The organism is Anaerohalosphaera lusitana (assembly GCF_002007645.1).
Classification (GTDB): domain Bacteria; phylum Planctomycetota; class Phycisphaerae; order Sedimentisphaerales; family Anaerohalosphaeraceae; genus Anaerohalosphaera; species Anaerohalosphaera lusitana.
In genome coordinates this window covers 417,943-437,735 of record NZ_CP019791.1, presented here as the reverse complement: position 1 = coordinate 437,735, position 19,793 = coordinate 417,943, and the positions used below count along the sequence as shown (strand labels likewise).

Below are 19,793 nucleotides of genomic sequence, written 5' to 3'. Positions count from 1 at the left end.
GGGGGCTCGTTCTCCCTCTACTGTTAATTCAAGATTTCTGGTAATTCTAGCGGTACATGACCGCAACCGAAAAAGGACTAAAATGGCGAAAGATACCAGCGTCTACGTAAGCCCCCTCGTTCAGCGAAACGCTTCACCGGAAATGTCGGCCCTGTTCAGCCCCGACAAAAAGTTCGGCACCTGGCGACGCCTCTGGCTCGAACTCGCCCGCGCAGAAAAAGAGCTCGGCCTCGAAATAACCGACCAGCAGATCCAGGAAATGCAGTCCCACCTCGACGACATCGACTACGACAAGGCTGCCGAATACGAAAAGAAGTTCCGCCACGACGTAATGGCTCACGTCCACACCTTCGGCGATGTAGCCCCCACAGCAGCACCCATAATCCACCTCGGCGCCACATCCTGCTACGTAGGCGACAACGCGGACCTCATCATAATGCGCGAGGGCCTGCGGATTCTCTCCGAAAAACTCGCCTGCCTCATTGACCGTCTCGGCAATTTCGCCGCCGAATACCGCGAAATGCCCGCCCTCGGCTTCACGCACTACCAGCCGGCCCAGCTGACAACCGTCGGCAAACGCGCCACCCTCTGGGCATACGAATTCGCAATGGACCTCGAAGAACTCGAATACCGCGACGAAAACATGCCCTTCCGCGGCGTAAAAGGCACCACTGGCACCCAGGCCTCCTTCCTCGCCCTCTTCAACGGCGTCCACGACAAGGTAAAGGCCCTCGACGAAAAAGTCGCCGCCGCCTTCGGCTTTAAAAAACGCTGCGCCGTCACGGGCCAGACATACCAGCGAAAGATCGACACCCTCGCCGTTAACGCCCTCGCCTCAGTCGCACAATCCGCACATAAGATGTGCAACGACATACGTTTACTCGCAAACCTCAAGGAAATGGAAGAGCCCTTCGCAAAATCGCAGATCGGCTCCTCCGCCATGGCATACAAACGCAACCCTATGCGATCCGAACGCGCTACGGGCCTCTCCCGCCTCGTGCTCTCGCTCGCATCCTCACCCGCGATGACCGCCTCCGAACAGTGGTTCGAACGCACACTCGACGACTCCGCAAACCGCCGCGTCTCCATCGCCGAAGCATTCCTTGCAACCGACGGCATACTCGAAATCCTCATCAACGTCGCCTCGGGTCTAGTCGTCTACCCCAAGGTCATCGAGGCACGGGTAAATTCCGAGCTGCCCTTCATGGCCACCGAAAACATCATGATGGCTGCCGTAAAAGCAGGGGGCAACCGCCAGGACATCCACGAACACATCCGTGTACACTCCCACGAAGCCGCCGCTCAGGTCAAACAGCACGGCAAACCAAACGACCTCATCGACCGCCTCAAGGCAAACCCCGCCTTCGAAAAAGTCGATTTCAACGCTGTCATGGACCCCTCAGCCTACATCGGCAGGGCACCCCAGCAGGTCGACGAGTTCATCGCCGACATAATAACCCCGATCAGAACAAAATATCAGCAAAGCCTCGACCGCCAGGTCGAACTAAAAGTTTAGTGCGGAAAATTGAACAGAATCCGCTTTTTACATTCTTTTATCAGTATCTGTAGGAGAACAGGATGACCAGGGACCAGCTAGTAAAACGCGTCAAGGATGTCGCATACCTCGAAGGCGACTTCGTACTCAGAAGCGGCAAACGCAGCAAGTACTACCTCGACAAATATCTCTTCGAAACCCAGCCCGACATACTCAAGGCTCTCGGAGAAGAGTTCGCAAAATACGTCACCGACGACGTAACCCTCATTGCCGGTGCCGAACTCGGAGGCGTCGCACTCGCAGCAGCCACCGCGATGCAGGCCGAAAAACCCTGGATCATCGTTCGAAACAGCAAAAAAGACTACGGCACCAGCAAAATGGTCGAAGGCGTCCTCAAAGAAACCGACGTCGTACTGCTCGTCGAAGACATCGCCACTACCGGTGGCCAGGTCTGCGAAGCCGCCAAAATAATCACCGACGCAGGTGCAAAAGTCAAAAAGATCGTCTCCGTCATCGACCGCAAGCAGGGCGCTCGCGAAAACATCACCGACGCCGGCTTCGACTTTGACTCGATCATGACAAAAGAGGACCTCGGCATCACAGAGTGACCGAACCTCTGCCCGACACATAATAGACAGAAAAATAGTTGGTCCGTTCGCAGGCGCATCAGCAAGGCTCCAGACACGCGCGGATCAACTGCTTTGCCCTTAATCTCTAAAAAGTAAATCCATGAGTCCACTCGAAATTGCAATGCTCGTATGTTTCGGCTCCGCATGGCCGGTATCCGTATACCGCTCCTGGGTATCCCGCACCGCCGCCGGCAAGAGCCTCGCATTCATGATCATAATCTGCACAGGCTACATCGCGGGCTTTTTTCACAAAGTTTATTTCAATTTCGATGGGGTCATATACCTATATGCACTAAATGCTCTACTTGTTTTTGCCGATATAATGCTATATTTGCGAAACAAACGTCTCGACCAGCTCCGGGCTTCATGACGAACTGTCGCACAACCCGCGGCGTACAACTGATGATAGACCGTTGTATCCGCCTTAAGGAATGCAGATGGACAGGATTAAATTACTTTGTGACATTAGCGAACTGAACCACCTCTTCCGCGACAGCGTAAGCGTGGAAAACTTCCTCCAGCGCATCGTCGTCATGGTCACCCAGCACATGAAATCCGACGTCTGCTCGATTTACCTCTACGACGACGATACCGACCAACTCACCCTCAAGGCGACCGAGGGGCTCAGCCAGGATTCCATAGACCACATCGGCATGAAACTCGGCGAAGGCCTCACCGGAAAATCCCTCCAGGAACTCCGCACCATCTGCGTCACCAAGGCCAGTAAAGAACCCGACTACAAACTATTCGTAGGCTGCGGCGAAGAACCATTCGAAAACTTCCTCGCCGTACCCATCACCCGCGGCATCTCCCGCATCGGCGTCCTCGTCGTTCAGCGAAAAAAACGCCGCCGATTCAACGAAGGCGATGTCCTCGCACTCAAAGCCGTCGCATCCCAGTTGGCCAACATCATCGAAAACGCAAAATTCATCATGGCCATCCACTCGCCCGCTGCCCAGGCCGAAGAAGCCAGGTCCCGATCCGCTGCCGAGAACCTCAGCTTCGTACGCGGCAAACCCGCCTCCCAGGGTTTCGCCTTCTCACAGGCTCACATCCTCGACCGCGAAAAAACCTTCAGCTCGCTGAACAAAAAAAGATTCCCGAATCATTACACCATCGCCCAGTTCGACGAAGCAATAGAAGAAACAACCAGGCAGCTCCACGAACTGCAGCGCCGCGTAGAAGAAAAACTCTCCGACGCAGCCTCGCTGATCTTCGCCTCGCACCTGCTCATCCTCAAGGACAATGAATTCGTCGGCACCATGCGAAAACGTATCGAGCAGGGCACCAACCCGCCCCGCGCGATCCTCGACGTCGCCAACCAGTACATGGACATCTTCGCCGTCTCCGGCCACACCTACGTCCGCGAAAAGGTCCAGGACATCGAGGACCTCATCGTCCGCCTCATGGGAAACCTCGACGGCGAATTCGAATGCCTCGCCGACTACGGCAACGAGATCGTCATCGCCCGCGAACTCTTCCCCTCCGACCTCCTGCAGATGTCATCCCAGAACGTCCAGGGCGTCGTCCTCGTCTCCGGCGGCGTAACCTCCCACCTCGCCGTACTCGCCCGCTCGCTGCAGATCCCAATGGTCATCGCCAAAGAACGCGCCCTGCTCGACATAAAACACAGCACCCCAATCCTCGTCGACGCCGACACCGGCAACGTCTACATCAACCCCGCCGGGGACATCGTCGAAAGCTTCCACAAACGCAAAGAAGAGCAGCTCGCCCACCCCGAGGATCATCCCCCGGCAAAGCAGCGGATCTACACAAAAGACAAAACCCGCATCCGCCTCTTCGCCAACATCAACCTGCTGAACGACCTCGAAACCGCACGCAAAATGCACTGCTCAGGCGTGGGCCTATACCGCACCGAGTTCCCCTTCATCATCCGCTCCGACTTCCCCTCCGAGCAGGAACAATACATCGGCTACCGCAAGCTCGTCCGCGCCATGCGCAAAAAACCCGTCGTCTTCCGAACCCTCGACATCGGCGGAGACAAAATACTCTCCTACTACCAGGACGTCCACGAACAGAACCCCACCATGGGCATGCGCAGCATCCGCTTCTCCCTGCAGAACCAGAGAGTCTTCGTAAAACAGATCCGCGCCATACTCCGCGCCGGCAAGAACGCCAACCTGCACATCATGTTCCCCATGATCTCCTCGATCGACGAGTTCCTCCAGGCCAAACAGATCGTCCGCACAACCAGCGAGATCATGACCAGCGAAAACGTCCCGCATAACGAAAACCCAAAACTCGGCATCATGGTCGAACTCCCCTCCGTCGTCCATCTCATGGAAGAATTCGTCCAGCACGCCGACTTCTTCTCCATCGGCACCAACGACCTCGTCCAGTTCATGCTCGCAGTCGACCGCACCAACGAAACCGTCTCGAACTTCTACCTGCCGCACCACCCCGCCGTACTGCGCAGCATCCACCACGTCGTAAAAGTCGCAACCGAACACAAAAAGTCCGTCTCCCTCTGCGGCGACATGGCCCACAACCCACACTACATCCCCTTCCTGCTCGGCATAGGTCTGCGAGGCCTGAGCGTCGACCCCGTCTACGTCCCCCGCGTACAGCAGGCCATCGAAAACACCGACCTCACCCACGCCCGCCAACTCGCAAAAGAACTCCTCGCACAGCACGACACAAAAACCATAGCAAACAAACTGGGCATCCGCGACTAACCATCCACCACCCGCACGCATTGTTTATCATCCCTGCCAAGAGAATATAACGCCCCCCAGCACCAGCAGCCGACCTCCCGCAAAACACCCATAAACGCATGCAGCCGCCCGGCAGGGTGAGCCATCCCCACGCAACGTTCATAAAACACTTAAGCACCCATCAACAAGTCCAACGATCTTCAACTGTTCATCACTCTGCCTGTCAAAAAGCCTTTAACCCCGCCCCCTCATCTCATCCGCCCAAGGCGGACCCAGCATAAATCAGCCGTCGCGCAGCGACTCCATAATTTACTTATCCCCTCTGCCGCCGCACCTTCTCTATCAGCTCATCATACATCGCCACCATACTCTCCGCCTCATGCAGATCACTCACCTCCTCGATCGGCCCAACCTCCTCACCCATAAAATACCGCCGAGTCAAAAGCTTGTCATCCCGGCCCCCGAGCCGGGATCCAGAGAACACAACGAGCGCGCATGCACGTTCAAAAACACTCCTCCACCCCCAACGACGCTATCCCGTCCATAGCGCCCAAAATCACCCCGTCCTTCAGTTAACTACCCCTGAAAACATTCTCTCTATGCCACCCCATCGCCTCCGCATCCGGCACAAAACGCCCCGGCAGCCGCAGCCGCTCCCCCTCTCGCCTGACCACATTCTCAACAATAAACCCCGGCTGCTTCTCTCGCCCCTTCAACTCCCGCGCAGCCACCAGCCGCCAATCCTCATCAAACGTAATAAACCCCGCATCGAAACTCCGATCATAAAAGCTGTTCAGCAAAATCCCGTTACTCGGATCAGCCCGCCGCTCCTCATCCTCACTCCAAGGCACAATATGACTCGCAACCAAAAGCTCCGCCAAACCAACCCCCGAAACCGCACACCGCCCGTCATAACTGACCATAACAGCCCGCCGGAAAAACCCCTGCGCCCTCCTCGCCTTCACCTCCCGAACGACCTCGGTCTCACCCCCGTTCCACTCACCAATTTTTTCATCGCGCCCGCTTAACTCTTCACCCAGAACCAGCCGCCCGTAAACTTCCTCCGCCTCGTTCGCTACCTTCTCCGAATCGCTTTTGAATTCATCCCATACCTGCTTATCCAGACTGCTGCAGTTACCCAGCCCGCCCGCCTTCTGCGCAGGATCAAGCCCCGCAAGATTACACGCTTTCATCGCCACCGACCCCGGCGACCGCCCCATCGCCTCAGCAATCCTCACGATTTCCGGATTCCCAGAATGAAGCCGCCCAAACGGCAAAGCACAATAAACCCGCAACGCAACCAAAACCTCCTCACGCGACCACCCTGAACCCCTCTTACCCATCAACACTCCTTCCGATCAGTTAATTGTAAAGTGGAATTCTGTACAAAGCCAAGCTGCCTTTGGTCACTGTTCTCTGATATTTAGCCAGTCCAGTAATTGATTTCCGGTTATAATACGACCAGTATGATCTATAAATTCAAATTTATTGTCACCTGCATAAACTTGAGACCAGGCATTACAAAGAGTTTTACTATTCAGTACAGCAATGGAATTTCTATCTAGCGAAATTTGTTCTTTTACAGGTTCAAATGTGCCTAAAAGAGCAAGAGTTCTGGTTATTGGGAAAAATACTTCTGTCTCAGCATAACCCAAACCTGGGCGTTGTCTGACAAAAGGCGGTATGTTTTCCGGATCATTCCATGAGACAGTGACAGGCAAATCCGAGGTGATGAATTGACTGGCTGTATCTGAAGCAATTAAGAGCGTCCAGTTTCGAGCTCCAAGCATTTCCAGTACAGGACCAATTGCTTTCAATTCCATTTCTATATGAGACTCCCTCGCAGTTTCAATATCATATTCATCACGCTCAAGAAAATCTTTCATTTGCTCAAAACTGACATCCCCTATTTCAATCCCATCCATCTGCATTCTTCTTAAAGTTTCTTCATATCGTTCTTTTGAGGCACATATTAACTGCATAGTCATTTTGGCTAAATTAGCTTGAGTCTTAGCAATATTTCGTCTTACGAGGGGATGTCTGACATGGAATAGCGCAATCAAATTAAGAATACAATCTAGCCTAGCTTTGTTCGTTATCACATGGTCTTCTTTCAAATCCCTAATAGCTTCAGCCATTTCTGTTTCAACTTTCGAAAAGCTGTTTTCAATTTGATCAGGAGCAAGTCCTTCTGGCTTGACCCCGAAAAACTGTACCGTTGCTGATTAGAGAGTATCCGTTATAATTTGTTAGTTTTTATGGAAAGGATGCTCTTATGAAACGCAAGAATCACAGTCCCGAACAGATTGTCAAGATGCTCCGCCAGGCGGATGCTGTAATCGGCTCCGGCGGTACGGTCCAGCAGGCCTGCCGTGAGCTGGGCATCAGCGAGGCGACCTACTACAACTGGCGCAAGCAATACGGCCGCATGAAGCTCGACCAGGTCAAGCAGCTCAAGGCCCTGCAAAAAGAGAACGCCCAGCTCAAAAAGCTCGTTGCCGACCAGGCACTGGACAACGCCATCCTCAAGGAGGCGCTTTCGGGAAATTACTGAGCCCGGCCCGGAGACGCAAGGCGGCCAGGCATCTTCAAAAGAGTCTGGCCGTATCCGAGCGTCGGGCATGCAAGGTGATAGGTCAGCCGCGAGCGAGCCAGCGGTATAAATCTCAGCAGCAGCCAACGAACACGGCACTGACCAGCAAGATAATCGAGCTGGCAAAGGAACACCAAAGCTACGGCTACAGGTTTATAACGGCCAAGCTTCGTCAGCATGGCTGGCGTGTGAATCACAAACGAGTTCAACGAATATGGCGAAAGGAAGCATTACAGGTGCCTCACAGACGCAAAGGACGAAAAACGAAAGGCAACAGCGACAACAGCTGCAGCGTGCAAAAAGCCGACTACAAGGATCATGTCTGGACGTATGATTTCGTCAGCGACCAGAGCGAGGACGGTCGCAGTCTGAAGTTTCTCACGGTGCTCGATGAGTTCACGCGTGAGTCGCTTACGATAGAAGTAGGCAGGTCGATCAAGTCGGGCGATGTGGTTGAAACGCTGGAATACCTGTTTGCGGTCCGAGGCGTGCCTGGATTTATACGCAGCGACAACGGGCCGGAATTTGTGGCTAGTGCGATCAAGAAGAAGCTCGGCAAAAAGAACGTCGAAACGCTTTATATCGAGAAGGGTCAGCCGTGGGAAAATGGCTTTATAGAATCGTTCAACGGCAAGTTCAGAGATGAGGTGCTCAATCGTGAGCTGTTTTATTCGGTTAAGGAAGCGAAAGTGATTGTCGAACAGTGGCGGATGGAATATAATAACCATCGACCGCACAGCGGGCTGGACTACGCAACCCCGGCCGAGTTCGCCGCCTCGTGTATTGCTTCCGCTTCGCCTACGGCTCAGCTACAGCAATACACGACAGATGAGAAGGACAACTCTCTAACAGTAGCTGGTACATAATTCGGGGGCAGGTCACTTCCACATCGACTCTGTTGAAATCACGAATTGCACCGACATTTCGCGTGTTAGTCTGAAACTGTTTTTTCTTCTTTAAATCTATAACAGCGAGTCGAGGATTTTCTTCAGCCTCAAACAGAAAGCCCTTTAAGTAGAATCGTGGAATGAAATGATGATGTCTTGAAGTATTGCCCATTTATGATCCGTCTAGTTCTCCTGTAGTAGCCTATACCCAAGTAAAGTTAAAAAAAGAGCCCTTGGTGTAACAAGGACTCTTTGGCTATGCCTGTTTTTTGGCTGATTTCTTTTTAGCCTTTCTCTTCGGCGATTTTTTCTTCTTGTGGACTTTCTTTCGGGTACTAGGGCCACTTGCTGTGTCTTTTGCCTTTTTACCTATTGATCTTTCCTTGGGCAATAGGTAGCCAAATCGATAAGTCGGTAGAGTCAGACTCGGAAGCTGCAAACGCCCAGCCATGTTTTGAACCAACTCGCGCCAATAGGGCCACGAATTAAAAACACCATTGTAATCTGCGAATGCTGAAAAGTGCTCCGGGCTTAATCCCTCCCAGTCTTCTACCCTGTAGACCAATAAAAACTCACTGCAGATTTGAGCCAAATCCTCGCCATTCTCTTTGACAGCATCTAAAGATAAATTTACGGAGACAAAAATCAAATTTTCTTCCGTATCCAACTGTTCACTAGTAGAACCTGTTACCTCAAATTCATTTGTTCCGTCTTCAGGAAAAGAAATCAGCTCTCCGCTGCACTGCATTAAACGTACATCGACCAATTCAACGCGTTCGGAGGCCTCTGCCGCTAAACTAACGTCATGTGATCTTGTCTCAGCTTCTGAGTTCATATTAAATCGCTTTCAACCTTGTTTGTTTTCGAACGTTCATTGGTTGTTCACGCCAACATCCAGCAGTACGGTCTTTCCCTTCAAAGCGTACTACAAAATTATCTCCCTTGCGGCAAAGATATCTGTCGATAGCCCGATTGCCAGCGGCAGAACGTTTGTAGTCTACAACTATTTCATCGATAAGAGGTTGTGGCTTAACTTGCAGTTTGGTATCTAATGCGTAGAGGATGTCAGATAAAGTTCTAAGCGTCATATTGCAGGTTCCAGAAAGCCACTGTGTCACCTGTGGAGCTTTTTTGTTAAGCGTTTCCGCAAGTTCCTTATTCTTGACACCTTTTTTTCCCATTAATTCGGAAAGCATTCCCGCAACATCCATTAGTAATTGCTCTTGCTCTGCTATCTTACGATTATCGCCATCCGCAAAAAACTCATCAAAAAATGGTCGAGTCATTTGTGTGCCCTTTCACTTGCAAGCATACAGTTTAAAGTTGTCGCTTACGTTTTAAATATTCTTTGTGCCGTTTTCTTGCCTTCTTCTTCTCTTTTTCCGGCGTCTCTTGTGTCTTTTTCTCAAAACCACTAACAAGCACTATTGCGTTCCCATCGTGAAACGCCAAAAACCTAATGTCATAGCATGTGAACTGCCATAAAGTTTTATCTAATTTCTTATAAAACGACCTACTAACCACCTTTCCTTGGGCAAGGTTTCCGATCGTTCGAAACAATCTGGCCACAACATTCTTGCCTCCCCAACCCTTACTTTCACTTTCATGCAACTTTCCGGTCCTATTCAGATCCTCCAATAGATTCTTAACGGGCACACGGCCACTGGTTTGAACGTAAAAACAAAAAGCGTACTTGTCACCAGGACGGTAATACATCGCCAATTCTAATAATCCATTATCGACCAGATTGTTCAATCCCTTAGTCATAAAAATTAACTTTTAACTTAATTTGGTCTGATAGTCAATGCATCAAAATGATAATTTTTCAGTTTTGACAACAAACTTGGCACTTTGTTAATAGTACAAAGCCTTTACGACATTCAAATTTGGAAAAAAGACACTAAGAAAAAGCAAGTCGAATCACCATAGCTCCTGTATTAGAAAACCTAATATACCTAGAGTGGCATATTTTGTAAAGAGATTACTTTTATGCCGCTATTTTTCTTGAAGTCTCTCGGACTGAACCTTGGCCTTTAACCTATTCAGCAGCAACGACTTACGCTCTCAAGACGTGTTTACCCCGCATCTTCAGCCCATGGTTGAAATCCACCTATACCGCCCGAACTGTCAAGCCAAACAAAAGATCATCACAAAACTTCAGCCAACCAAGATCAACGTACCAGCACCCCGACCATTTACCGCATCCACCAGCCGCATAATTTCATAGCCCGCCGAGAATGGACCCAACGGATAGTACGTCGGAGGCGCGGCTGTTAAATTCTGCGGCGGCCCAACGCCCACACGACCAGTCGATCCACCCAAAACAAAAGCCAATCCGCAGAAATAACAAGCATATGTGTGCCTACCATATCATCTTCTTTTGGCGTACCCATTGGAAACACAGACAGAAGACGGTCTTGTATTCTTGCATTTGCGCCCCATTAAAAATATCTTCGTGCTCCTTCGTGCCCTTCGTGGTGAAAACTGTCTTTAAAGAATCTCCCACTTGACAGGTAGGAAACAGCCTGTCAGCTTTTGCCCACTTTTACTCCATTTTTACCCCACCTATATACCACTTTTGCTCGTTTTTACCCTACTTTTGCCCCCTCAAAATCACCCGAAATCAGCCGATTTAACCCAATGTCCTATTTACCAGGTGTCCACTCTCAGCACTTCTCCCCATTTCCAAAGGCGGAAAACACCCACTTTCCAAAAGCAAAACACCCCACAATTTCCCAGCCGACCCCCATTGCAGCCCGCCACACTGGGCAATATCCCCCACACAGCCGCAAACACCCCAAACCGCGCGCATAACAAGCCCGAAACACATCCAAAAGACCCAAACGGACTAAACCAGTCTACATATTTCCACCCCAAAACCCCGCACAAAATGACAGTATCCACCCGCAAACGCACTCAAACCCCCATTTCGAATGCAAAAACCGCACTCCCCGCGACACAACTGCCAACCCCCTCACTTCCGCCCAAGCCTCACCGCACACGCATTCGCGATCTCGACAAACTCGTCCGGCAGCACCTTCTCGGGTCTCATCTGCGGGTTCACCCCGGCCTCATCAAATATATCACCCCAGTCGGTAATTCCCCCCAGTTCACTTCCCTTCGCAAATTTCGTACACGCCTGCATCATCTTCCGCCGATGCCCCATGAACAAATTCACTATCTCCTTAAAAACACTCATGTTACGGATCCTCGCGGCCTTGCCCGCCTGCCTTTCAAAACTCACCATCGCGCTCTCAACCCCCGGCGCGGGCCAGAACACACTAGGCGGCAATATCCGTAAAATCTCCGATTCCCCGCACGCCCCAATCAATATACTCAATATCCCGTACAATTTACCACCCGGCTCAGCAACCATCCGTTGCGCAACTTCTTTCTGCACAGTGACATACATCGCATCCGCCACCAATCCAATCCCCGGCTCACCCACCCCGCCCCCAACCTTCTCACCACCACCCAAAACCCCGTTTTCGCCCTCAAAAACCGCGTTTTCAGCCCCCTCAGGCCGGTTTTGGAGCCCCTCACCCGTTCCGCCCACCAGGTTCGCCATCACCGACGTGCCCGCATTGTAAGGCAAATTTGCCACCAACAGCAGCCGACCTCCCAGCTCTGCTTTCGCCCGCGCCAATTCTTCCACTATCTGCGGCGCCAATTTGTTCTTACTCTCTAGTATATCAGTATTTACGATCGTAACGTGCTCGGCATCCTGCAACTGCTGCATCGCGATCCGCGCCAGAATCTTGTCATATTCCGCCGCAACAACCCGCCCCGCAACCTCCGCAAGTCCCTCAGTAAACGACCCCGTACCGCACCCAACCTCCAGCACAACATCATTTTTGCGTATATCCGCCGCATCAATCAGCAGCCGCATGAGGTTAAGATCGATCAGAAAATTCTGCCCGAGCTTCTTGTTAGGCCGTGCTCCCGCCGACGCCAGAAGCCGCTGTATTTCGTGTTTTGTCTGCATTTTCACACCTGTTGTCAATATCAAAATCAAACTTACAAGTCGTTATCAAACAATGACTTGCAAGTTTCGCTCTCCGCTGTGTCCATCCAATCTTTACCGCTGCTCACAACCCTTGCAGCCAGCCTATTTATCTCTGGCCGCGCGGGTTTTTGCCATCTCTATCGCCACTTTTATCGCCTCTTTCATGCTCTCCTCGCGTGCTACACCCTTGCCCGCGATGTCGAATGCCGTGCCGTGCGCGGGTGATGTCCTGATGATCGGTATGCCGATGGTGACGTTTACGGCCTTGTCGAACGCGACCAGCTTGATCGGAATAAGTCCCTGGTCGTGGTACATTGCCACCACGCCGTCAAAATCGCCCCTTACAGCCTTTAAAAACAAGGTATCGGCTGGAAACGGCCCTTCGCAGTCGATGCCCACCTCGCGTGCCATGGTGATCGTGGGCTTTATTATCCGCTCTTCCTCATCGCCGAACTGGCCGTCCTCACCGGCGTGCGGGTTGAGGCCGGCAACACCGATGCGCGGATTTTCAACACCGAAATATTCCTTAAGTGCAGTATTGAGAAGGTCTATCGGTTCGAAGACGCACCCCATCGTGAAGTGGTGGCGGATTTCGAACAAACCCTCATGTATCGTCGCCAGCGCGAGCTTTAACGGCCCGCCGACGAACATCATCGCCTTTCGGCGGGACTTGCACTGGTCGGCGAACATCTCCGTATGGCCCGGCCATTTCGCGCCTGCCATCGTCCAGCTCACCTTGGAGATAGGCGCGGTCACGACACCGTCGATTATGCCCTCCTGGGCGGCCTTAATCGCGTCCACACAATACTTTATGGACGCTTCGCCCGAGACTTTGTTGGGGCTGTGGATCCAGCCTGGGATGGCGTATTCGTCGTAATCGGCGACCACTACGTGGCGCGGGTAGTCGCGGCTGATCTTCTCGTGCTGATGGCGTATCCAGTAGGGCTCGACCTCCGCGAGGTCGGCTGCGTACTGCAGTTGTTCGTCCGAGCCGAAGATGATAAACTTGGCTTCGCGACGTAAGTTGGCGTCTGACAAAGCTTTAACGATTATCTCTGGCCCTACGCCTCCCGGATCGCCCATCGTGATGCCGATGACGATGCGGTTGTCTAGTGCGCTGTGGCCTGTGGGTGTCATGTGATCGCCTGGCTAAAAACCGAGTTCTCTAAGTTTATCTACGGTGAGCGTTTTGCCGGCCTTGTCGGGAAGTATCTTTTCGACCTGTTTTTTTACGACCTTAGTGACGATGTCGGTTTCGATATTGACCTTGTCGTAAACCTTTGCCGAAGCGAGGTTTGTGTCTTTTATGGTGGTCGGTATCAGGGCGACCGAGAACGAGTTTGCGTCCATTCGGGCGACGGTGAGGCTGATGCCGTTGACCGCGACCGAGCCCTTTGGGACGATCTCATCGAGTATTTCGCTGTCGGCGGCGAAGGTGATGTCCCAGAAGTCGCCCTTGGTCTCGATGGTGCGGATTGTCGCGACGCCGTCGACGTGGCCCTGGACGATGTGGCCGCCGAAGCGCTGGCCCATCGCCATCGCGCGTTCGAGGTTCACGGGTGCGGAAACACGGAGCGAGTCGAGGGTGGATTTGCGGAGCGTCTCGCCTGAGACGTCGAAATCCGCGATCGTGCCTGTGATCGCGGTTATGGTCATGCATACGCCGTTAACGGCGATGCTGTCGCCGAGGTGCGCATCTTCAGCGAGCGGGCCGAGGTCGATGGTAAAGACCTTGCCGCCCGCGGTGGGCCGAACTGTCTTTACGGCTGAGACTTTTTCGATCAATCCTGTGAACATCGCTTTGCCTGGTTGAATCATGTTTGGATGCGAATTGCAGCGCGGGCACGACCCATGCTGCAGACGCAATGCCTGTTTCGCAGGTGTCAATGCTAAGTCGGGCGGGGTGAAAAGTCAATTGGTTAGTTTGTGGGGGGGACAGTGGGGGGGGCAGGAGAAGTGGAAGAACCTCAATAGCTATATCTACAATTTTTCTTTGTACATTAGTCATGTAAATTAGTACAATTGCATAGACAGAACAGAATTTATTTTGGAGGCCTCCATAAATGCAGGAAAATAAAGCGTTAAAAACATTCATAAGCTATTCTCACCTTGATGAATGCCATGTTAATACATTTCGCACACATATCTCTCCTTTAAAAAATAACGGTTTGGTGGAAGACTGGTATGATAGGAAAATTCTGCCCGGTTCCAAGTTTAATGCGCAAATTGATAACAACTTAGAAGATGCTGACGTTATCTGCCTATTTGTGTCTGCAAATTTTCTTGCATCGAAGGCCTGCCAAAATGAAAAAGAGAATGCTTTAGAATTAGTGGACAAAAAAGGGATTTCAGTAGTCCCCATCATCGTATCTGATTGTGGTTGGCTGGATGACCCAGATTTGAAAGAATTACTTGCGTTACCAACTGATGGTAAGGCGGTTACCCGTTTTACCGACATTAATAGCGGTTGGAAAGACGTTTATGACGGCCTAAAAAATACGTTAGAGCAAATACATAGACATAGAAATATTTCATTGACTTCCGAGTTTGCATCTTTTCTCCAAGATACCGAGCTTTTGGCAAAAGCTCATTCCAACAAACAGCATGTAACTCTAGATGATATATATGTCTGTCCAAATCTAGTCGCATATGATGACTTAAAGGATTGTGAAACAATACAAAGCCCGCAAATGATAGTTGATAATTTCCATGAGCATCTAAGACTATGCATGTCCGGTGCTAGCCAATCCGGAAAAACCTCACTATGCAAATATCTCTTCAAATCATTGCGTGATCGCGGACTTGTCCCCGTATATATACGTGATAGGCATGGTCAATATAAAGGAAAGATTCAAAACAAAATCACTGAGGCTTTGAAAAAGCAATATAACTGCGATGTAAAAGATATAGACACTGAAAAGCTTATTCCTATTTTGGATGATTTTCATTTTGCAAAAGATAAAGAAAAACACATAAACGATTTAGCACAATACAAGAATTGCATTGTAACGGTAGATGATATTTGCAATTTGAACTTTGCAGATGAGAGCCTTTTGCAAGCCTTTTCGCTTTTTAATATTAAAGAGTTCAATGCTTCCCAGAGAGATACACTCATAAAGAAATGGATGTACTTGTCAGAAGCTCCACAGAAAGATAATGATATTTATCAAGACTTGGACCACAAAACTGAACTAGTGAATACAACTTTGGGAAAGGCAATAGGTCGCGGAATCATGCCCGCTTATCCATTTTTCATATTATCGATAATCAATACTTATGAGACATTTGCGCGACCGCTTAATCAAGAAATTACCAGTCAGGGTTACTGTTACCAAGCTCTAATATATATGTATCTAAGAAAAGAAGGAGTCAGAAACGACGATATTGACACTTATATGAATTTTTTAACAGAATTTGCTTTTTATAAGTTTTCACAAAATAAAGAAGAAATTTCTCGCGATGAATTCGAAGTTTTTATGGATAGATACTTAGAAAAGTATAATTTGCCTGTAGATCAAGATATAGTTATAGCGAAACTGAGATCTACTCGTATTTTAGAATTATGTGATCTCAACAATTACTCGTTTTGCTACAAATATCTCTACTATTTCTTCGTCGCAAAATATTTGGCGGACCATGCATCTGATTGTGCAAAAACAATCGAGACTATTATTAACAATCTCCACAAAGATGAATACGCCTATATTGCTATCTTCCTATCTCATCATTCGCGTGATGGGAATATATTAGAAGAGATTGTTTTAAATGCGTGTTGCCTTTTCGATAAATATGCACCGACAACTTTAAGTAAAAAAGAACTTCACTTCTTTGATAAACAAGCACAAACTATTGTACAAGCTGTTCTACCAAAAACCGTTGCAACCCCTGAGGGTGAAAGAAAGCGAAGGCTAAAGGCACAAGACAAGATAGAAGAAGGATGCAAAGATACCGAGGAAGAGTCCACTCAAGAAGAACACGATGAATTATTCAAGGAATTGCGCAGAAGTATTAAAACTGTTGAAGTAATGGGGCTTATTATTAAAAACCGGGCTGGATCACTTGAAAAAGCTCGTTTACAGGAATTTTTTGAAGAGGCTATGAAAATTCATCTACGTATTTTGAACTCTTTTTTTGAACTTATCAGGAATGAAGAGGGGCAACTTCAAATTATTGAATACATTTCAACCCGTGTCGATAAAGCTGCAGAACAAAAGGCTCAGAAGCGAAGGCGTTTAGGACAAAAAGAAAAGATTTATAGTAAAGAAGACATTGACAAATTAGCCAGAAGTATCTTTTGGAACACTAATTTCATGATTGTGTATAATTACATTTCAAAGATAGTTCATTCATTGGGATCTAATAAACTCATTGACGTTGTTGAAAAAGTATGTGACAGCGGTAATACTCCTGCATCTTTTTTAGTAAAGCACGGAATTCTAATGTGGTATAAGAAAAATCTACAAGTTGACAATATTGCAAAGGGAATGTCGGGTGAGGATTTTTCTGACACTGCTAAAAAAGTCATGCGTTTTTTAGTTGTAAATCATTGCCTAATGCATTCTGTTGGCTTTAAAGAGCAACAAAGAATCGAGAAAAATCTTCATATTCCATCTCAACAAGTATTGGCCTTAAAAGCGAAACGTTCAAAAAACTAGATTTCATATTAATTAGTTTTGAAAATAGCGGATAGAAAATGAGGTCATGATGGCCATGTATTTCTAAGGGATCCGCGAATGAGCAAACATAAGAGAATTCGCAATCTATTTCTTCTCTTAGCTGTATTGGTTGGGGCGGTTGTTGCGATGGTGATGGTTCAGTCCATTCGTGAACGGAACAGCCCTGCGGCCAGGGCCAGAGAAAGGCAGATTGCGATGGCGAGGGAGATGGGTTTCCTGCAGGCTCAAGGTGCCGGGGCCGGGTATTATGTAGACGCTGCTGAGAAGCTTAAATCGATTGGTTACAGCGAGGACGTTTTTCGTGAGCTGCGTAAAACTGATAAGGCTTTGGATCAGGATCTTGTCAGCGAGGAGGCAATTAAACTAATTCTGGAAGGGTGCAGGCAGGAGGAAATGGGGTTGAAGGCGTTTTCATTGTGGTCCATGGACTACGAGGTTGAAATGAACGGTAAGACTGTCGACTGGGATGACATTTATCTTTGCATGCAGTATATGAAAAATCTTTCGAAAAGTGCTGTTGATCAAAGCGACACATTTTCTTTCACGACTTCTGAGATATGGGGAGGGCTTTTCTCAACCGGAGTTCAGCTGAGCGAGTATGAAAACGACATTTTGCGAGTTCTTGGAATAAGCTGCAAAACACAAGCGGTCGCGTATATGCTCGACGAAGCAGAAGGTGAAAGAAAGTCAGAGCTACAGGTGATCGAATCGGACGTTGAAAAGGAATTTGAGAAAGTTAAGAGCGAACTCTAAAAATGAGTACTATGCGGCGGTATGGCTGGAAGCATGGCTTTTGAAAATCGCATAGAAAATTTCGTCTTTTTCGGTTTGCGGTTGTAACGTATTTGCGTGGGCGGTGTCTTAATACCAGAACGATTTCATGTTAGCCGGTTTTGTGCACAGTTGAATTGTGTATGCAGTGCAGGTCGGTTGCTGTGTAATTGTGGTTTTTTAGTCGGCATTTCATGTGAAAGGTTGAGATATGAGGCGGTTTTTGGTTTTGGCGGTTTTGGCGTGCTTGGTTGGTGGATCGATTTCGGGAAGAGTGATCAACTATGATGATGATCAGTTGCTGGCGAAGGCGATGCGGTATGATCTTTCGGCGAATGGTAACGATCACGAAGCGGCTGATCGGGGATTGGCCGAGCAGTTTTATTTGCAATATTTGGGGGAGCATCCGAAGCTGCCGGGATATACAAAGGCGGCGATATATGCCCGGCTGGGAGAGCTTTTTGCTACAGCAATTAATGTTGAGAAGGGTGAGGAACGCGATCTTAATAAAGCACGAGAGTATTTTGAAAAGGGGCTGGAAGTTGGGGAGAATCTGATCAACAGGGACATGTTGAAGTGCCGTTCTTTTCTTTCGGAGCTGCAAGCTGATTCGAGTGAGGAGCGGGTGAAAAGAAGGATGGATTTTTATGTATATCTTAAGAGTATTAAGGCTGATGAGTATAAGAAACAATATACACAAGAACGGACTGAGAGTGGGTTTGGTACCGGGCACGTGGATCAGTATTGCGAAATGTTCATGGAGCTTATCGAAAGTCTAAAATGCAGTACGGTCGCTAATGCGGTGACAAGCGCGCGGAACTCTGAGGCCGTGGGTGAGAACCTGGAATATATTTCCGAACGGATTGATGAGGGCAGTCGTGAAGCGAAAGAGTTTAATGAGATGTTGACGACTTCTGAGAATATAAAGCTAGCAGAGGTGTCTAATGATGGGATCGTGAAGTTGCAACGGGGGAGTTTTGCGGTTCCTGTGGAGGCTGATCAGGAGCGGCGGAAGTCGAGTGTTTATCTGCGGATGGATTACTGCGATTTTGATATGCTTTACGGGGAGTTTGCCGAGCGGGAGTGGGAGGGTGAGGCTGAGAGGCTTTTCTGTGAGGTGGTGGAGACGATAAAGGAGAAGGACCTGGAGAAGGGGGTTGAGATATCTTACAAGAGGCCAGAGATGAGTGGGGAGGAGAAGAAAGAATTTGAGAAGAGTGTAGCCGGGTGGATGCGGTGGCATGTTTTTCTGGACGGCAGTATGGAGGGGTACAGCGCGGAGAAGGTGTACGTTTACAGGAAGATACTTGCGGGGCGTGACGTTATCTTCATATGGGGCTTTTCCGAAAGCACTGGCAGGGGACAGAAGCGGTGGCGGTTTGATTTTGTGCGGGATGATAAGACGGGTCGGCTTTGCTGGAATGCTGAGCGAAAGGACAGCGGTACGTATGATCTGATCCGGGATATGATGCAGGAGAATTGTGAGCCGGTGGAAGATGCGGAGTTCGAGCAGAACGTGGTGCTGGCGGGTGCGGGGACGGAGCATGAGGTTCGGCTGCAGTTTCGGGGGAAGGAGTATAATCATGATGTGTTCGGGGCGGAGTATGACGGGGATGATGAGGTGATGGCGTTTTATGATGCGGCGCAGAAGGTGTTCAAGGCGGGCGAGCATGAGAAGTTTGCGGGGCTTTATACGCGGTTCAGCGGGAAGAAGTATCTACGGATGCGGGAGGAGGACCGGATCGATCGGTTTAACGGGTGGTATGACAGGCAGTTGGAGAGGGGCAAGGTTGTGCGGTATGTGATGGATGCTGAGCCGTTCTATATTGTGTTTACGGCTGGGCGCAAGGGAGGCGATGCGACGAGGTGGGAGTATGTGGTGCGCGATGCGGATAGCGGGGAGCTTAAGTTGACGAATTTTTATGTTGAGACGCCGTTCGATGATGTGCTCCGGGAGCCGGGGCTGTTTGAGGCGGAGTGGAAGAGCGATATTGAGGTGAAAGATGTTAGCGGATTTGGCGGCAGCGCATCGCGCTGTGGTGAGTGATGGGTTTTATGATA

15 protein-coding genes and 2 pseudogenes are annotated in these 19,793 nt (G+C 49.6%); 7 read left to right on the top strand and 10 right to left on the bottom strand.

Translation table 11 applies throughout. The annotated features are described in order from the left end of the window. Positions 1–82 precede the first annotated feature (82 nt). The 3 genes from purB to ptsP all read left to right on the top strand — a co-directional run bounded on the left by purB (position 83) and on the right by ptsP (position 4,820). Positions 83–1,516: an adenylosuccinate lyase gene (gene purB / locus STSP2_RS01925; RefSeq protein WP_146659353.1), complete on the top strand. Its 1,434-nt coding sequence runs from the start codon at positions 83–85 to the stop codon at positions 1,514–1,516. A 62-nt stretch (positions 1,517–1,578) separates the two neighbouring features. After that, complete coding sequence (pyrE, locus tag STSP2_RS01920) at positions 1,579–2,103, top strand: orotate phosphoribosyltransferase (protein WP_146659351.1); 525 nt, start codon at positions 1,579–1,581, stop codon at positions 2,101–2,103. A gap of 458 nt (positions 2,104–2,561) precedes the next feature. Continuing rightward, entirely contained in the window at positions 2,562–4,820 is a 2,259-nt protein-coding gene (gene ptsP, locus STSP2_RS01910) for a phosphoenolpyruvate--protein phosphotransferase (RefSeq protein WP_169852911.1), read from the top strand. Here the strand turns inward: ptsP and STSP2_RS17245 are convergent. The 3 genes and pseudogenes from STSP2_RS17245 to STSP2_RS01900 form a co-directional block, all read right to left on the bottom strand. After that, entirely contained in the window at positions 4,817–4,969 is a 153-nt protein-coding gene (locus STSP2_RS17245) for a hypothetical protein (RefSeq protein WP_169852910.1), read from the bottom strand. The genes ptsP and STSP2_RS17245 overlap by 4 nt on opposite strands. A gap of 402 nt (positions 4,970–5,371) precedes the next feature. After that, entirely contained in the window at positions 5,372–6,142 is a 771-nt protein-coding gene (locus tag STSP2_RS01905; RefSeq protein WP_146659345.1) for an HNH endonuclease, read from the bottom strand. A 63-nt stretch (positions 6,143–6,205) separates the two neighbouring features. Next, positions 6,206–6,997 (bottom strand): annotated as a pseudogene (locus STSP2_RS01900) (DUF4238 domain-containing protein); the annotation flags it as partial. 77 nt (positions 6,998–7,074) lie between these two features. On the opposite strand from STSP2_RS01900, the pseudogene STSP2_RS01895 reads away from it, so the two are divergent. Further along, a pseudogene (locus STSP2_RS01895) lies at positions 7,075–8,156 on the top strand (IS3 family transposase); the annotation flags it as partial. Positions 8,157–8,190: 34 nt separating this feature from the next. Here the strand turns inward: STSP2_RS01895 and STSP2_RS17960 are convergent. The 7 genes from STSP2_RS17960 to STSP2_RS01860 form a co-directional block, all read right to left on the bottom strand. Then, positions 8,191–8,451, bottom strand: coding sequence for a DUF4238 domain-containing protein (locus tag STSP2_RS17960; protein WP_146659342.1), 261 nt, complete (start codon positions 8,449–8,451; stop codon positions 8,191–8,193). A gap of 84 nt (positions 8,452–8,535) precedes the next feature. Then, positions 8,536–9,114 carry a hypothetical protein gene (locus STSP2_RS01885; protein ID WP_146659340.1) on the bottom strand — a complete coding sequence of 193 codons (579 nt, stop codon included), beginning with the start codon at positions 9,112–9,114 and terminating at the stop codon, positions 8,536–8,538. Position 9,115: 1 nt separating this feature from the next. Further along, positions 9,116–9,565 carry a helix-turn-helix domain-containing protein gene (locus tag STSP2_RS01880; protein ID WP_146659337.1) on the bottom strand — a complete coding sequence of 150 codons (450 nt, stop codon included), beginning with the start codon at positions 9,563–9,565 and terminating at the stop codon, positions 9,116–9,118. 31 nt (positions 9,566–9,596) lie between these two features. Beyond that, the gene (locus STSP2_RS01875) at positions 9,597–10,046 is read right to left on the bottom strand and encodes a type II toxin-antitoxin system RelE/ParE family toxin (RefSeq protein WP_146659335.1); all 450 of its coding nucleotides are present in this window, start codon (positions 10,044–10,046) and stop codon (positions 9,597–9,599) included. Between the two features lie 1,207 nt (positions 10,047–11,253). Beyond that, positions 11,254–12,264, bottom strand: coding sequence for a ribosomal RNA small subunit methyltransferase A (locus STSP2_RS01870; protein WP_146659333.1), 1,011 nt, complete (start codon positions 12,262–12,264; stop codon positions 11,254–11,256). A gap of 123 nt (positions 12,265–12,387) precedes the next feature. Next, positions 12,388–13,422: a 4-hydroxythreonine-4-phosphate dehydrogenase PdxA gene (gene pdxA, locus STSP2_RS01865; protein WP_146659331.1), complete on the bottom strand. Its 1,035-nt coding sequence runs from the start codon at positions 13,420–13,422 to the stop codon at positions 12,388–12,390. Between the two features lie 12 nt (positions 13,423–13,434). Further along, complete coding sequence (locus STSP2_RS01860; RefSeq protein ID WP_169852909.1) at positions 13,435–14,082, bottom strand: riboflavin synthase; 648 nt, start codon at positions 14,080–14,082, stop codon at positions 13,435–13,437. 266 nt (positions 14,083–14,348) lie between these two features. Here STSP2_RS01860 and STSP2_RS01855 point away from each other — a divergent pair, with 266 nt between their 5' ends. The 3 genes from STSP2_RS01855 (at position 14,349) to STSP2_RS01845 (ending at position 19,779) form a co-directional block, all read left to right on the top strand. After that, a complete protein-coding gene (locus tag STSP2_RS01855) occupies positions 14,349–16,940 on the top strand; it encodes a toll/interleukin-1 receptor domain-containing protein (RefSeq protein WP_146659327.1) in 2,592 nt (863 codons plus the stop codon). A gap of 78 nt (positions 16,941–17,018) precedes the next feature. Then, positions 17,019–17,714, top strand: a complete 696-nt coding sequence (locus tag STSP2_RS01850) for a hypothetical protein (protein ID WP_146659325.1) — start codon at positions 17,019–17,021, stop codon at positions 17,712–17,714. A gap of 292 nt (positions 17,715–18,006) precedes the next feature. Then, a complete protein-coding gene (locus STSP2_RS01845; RefSeq protein ID WP_146659323.1) occupies positions 18,007–19,779 on the top strand; it encodes a hypothetical protein in 1,773 nt (590 codons plus the stop codon). Positions 19,780–19,793 lie beyond the last annotated feature (14 nt).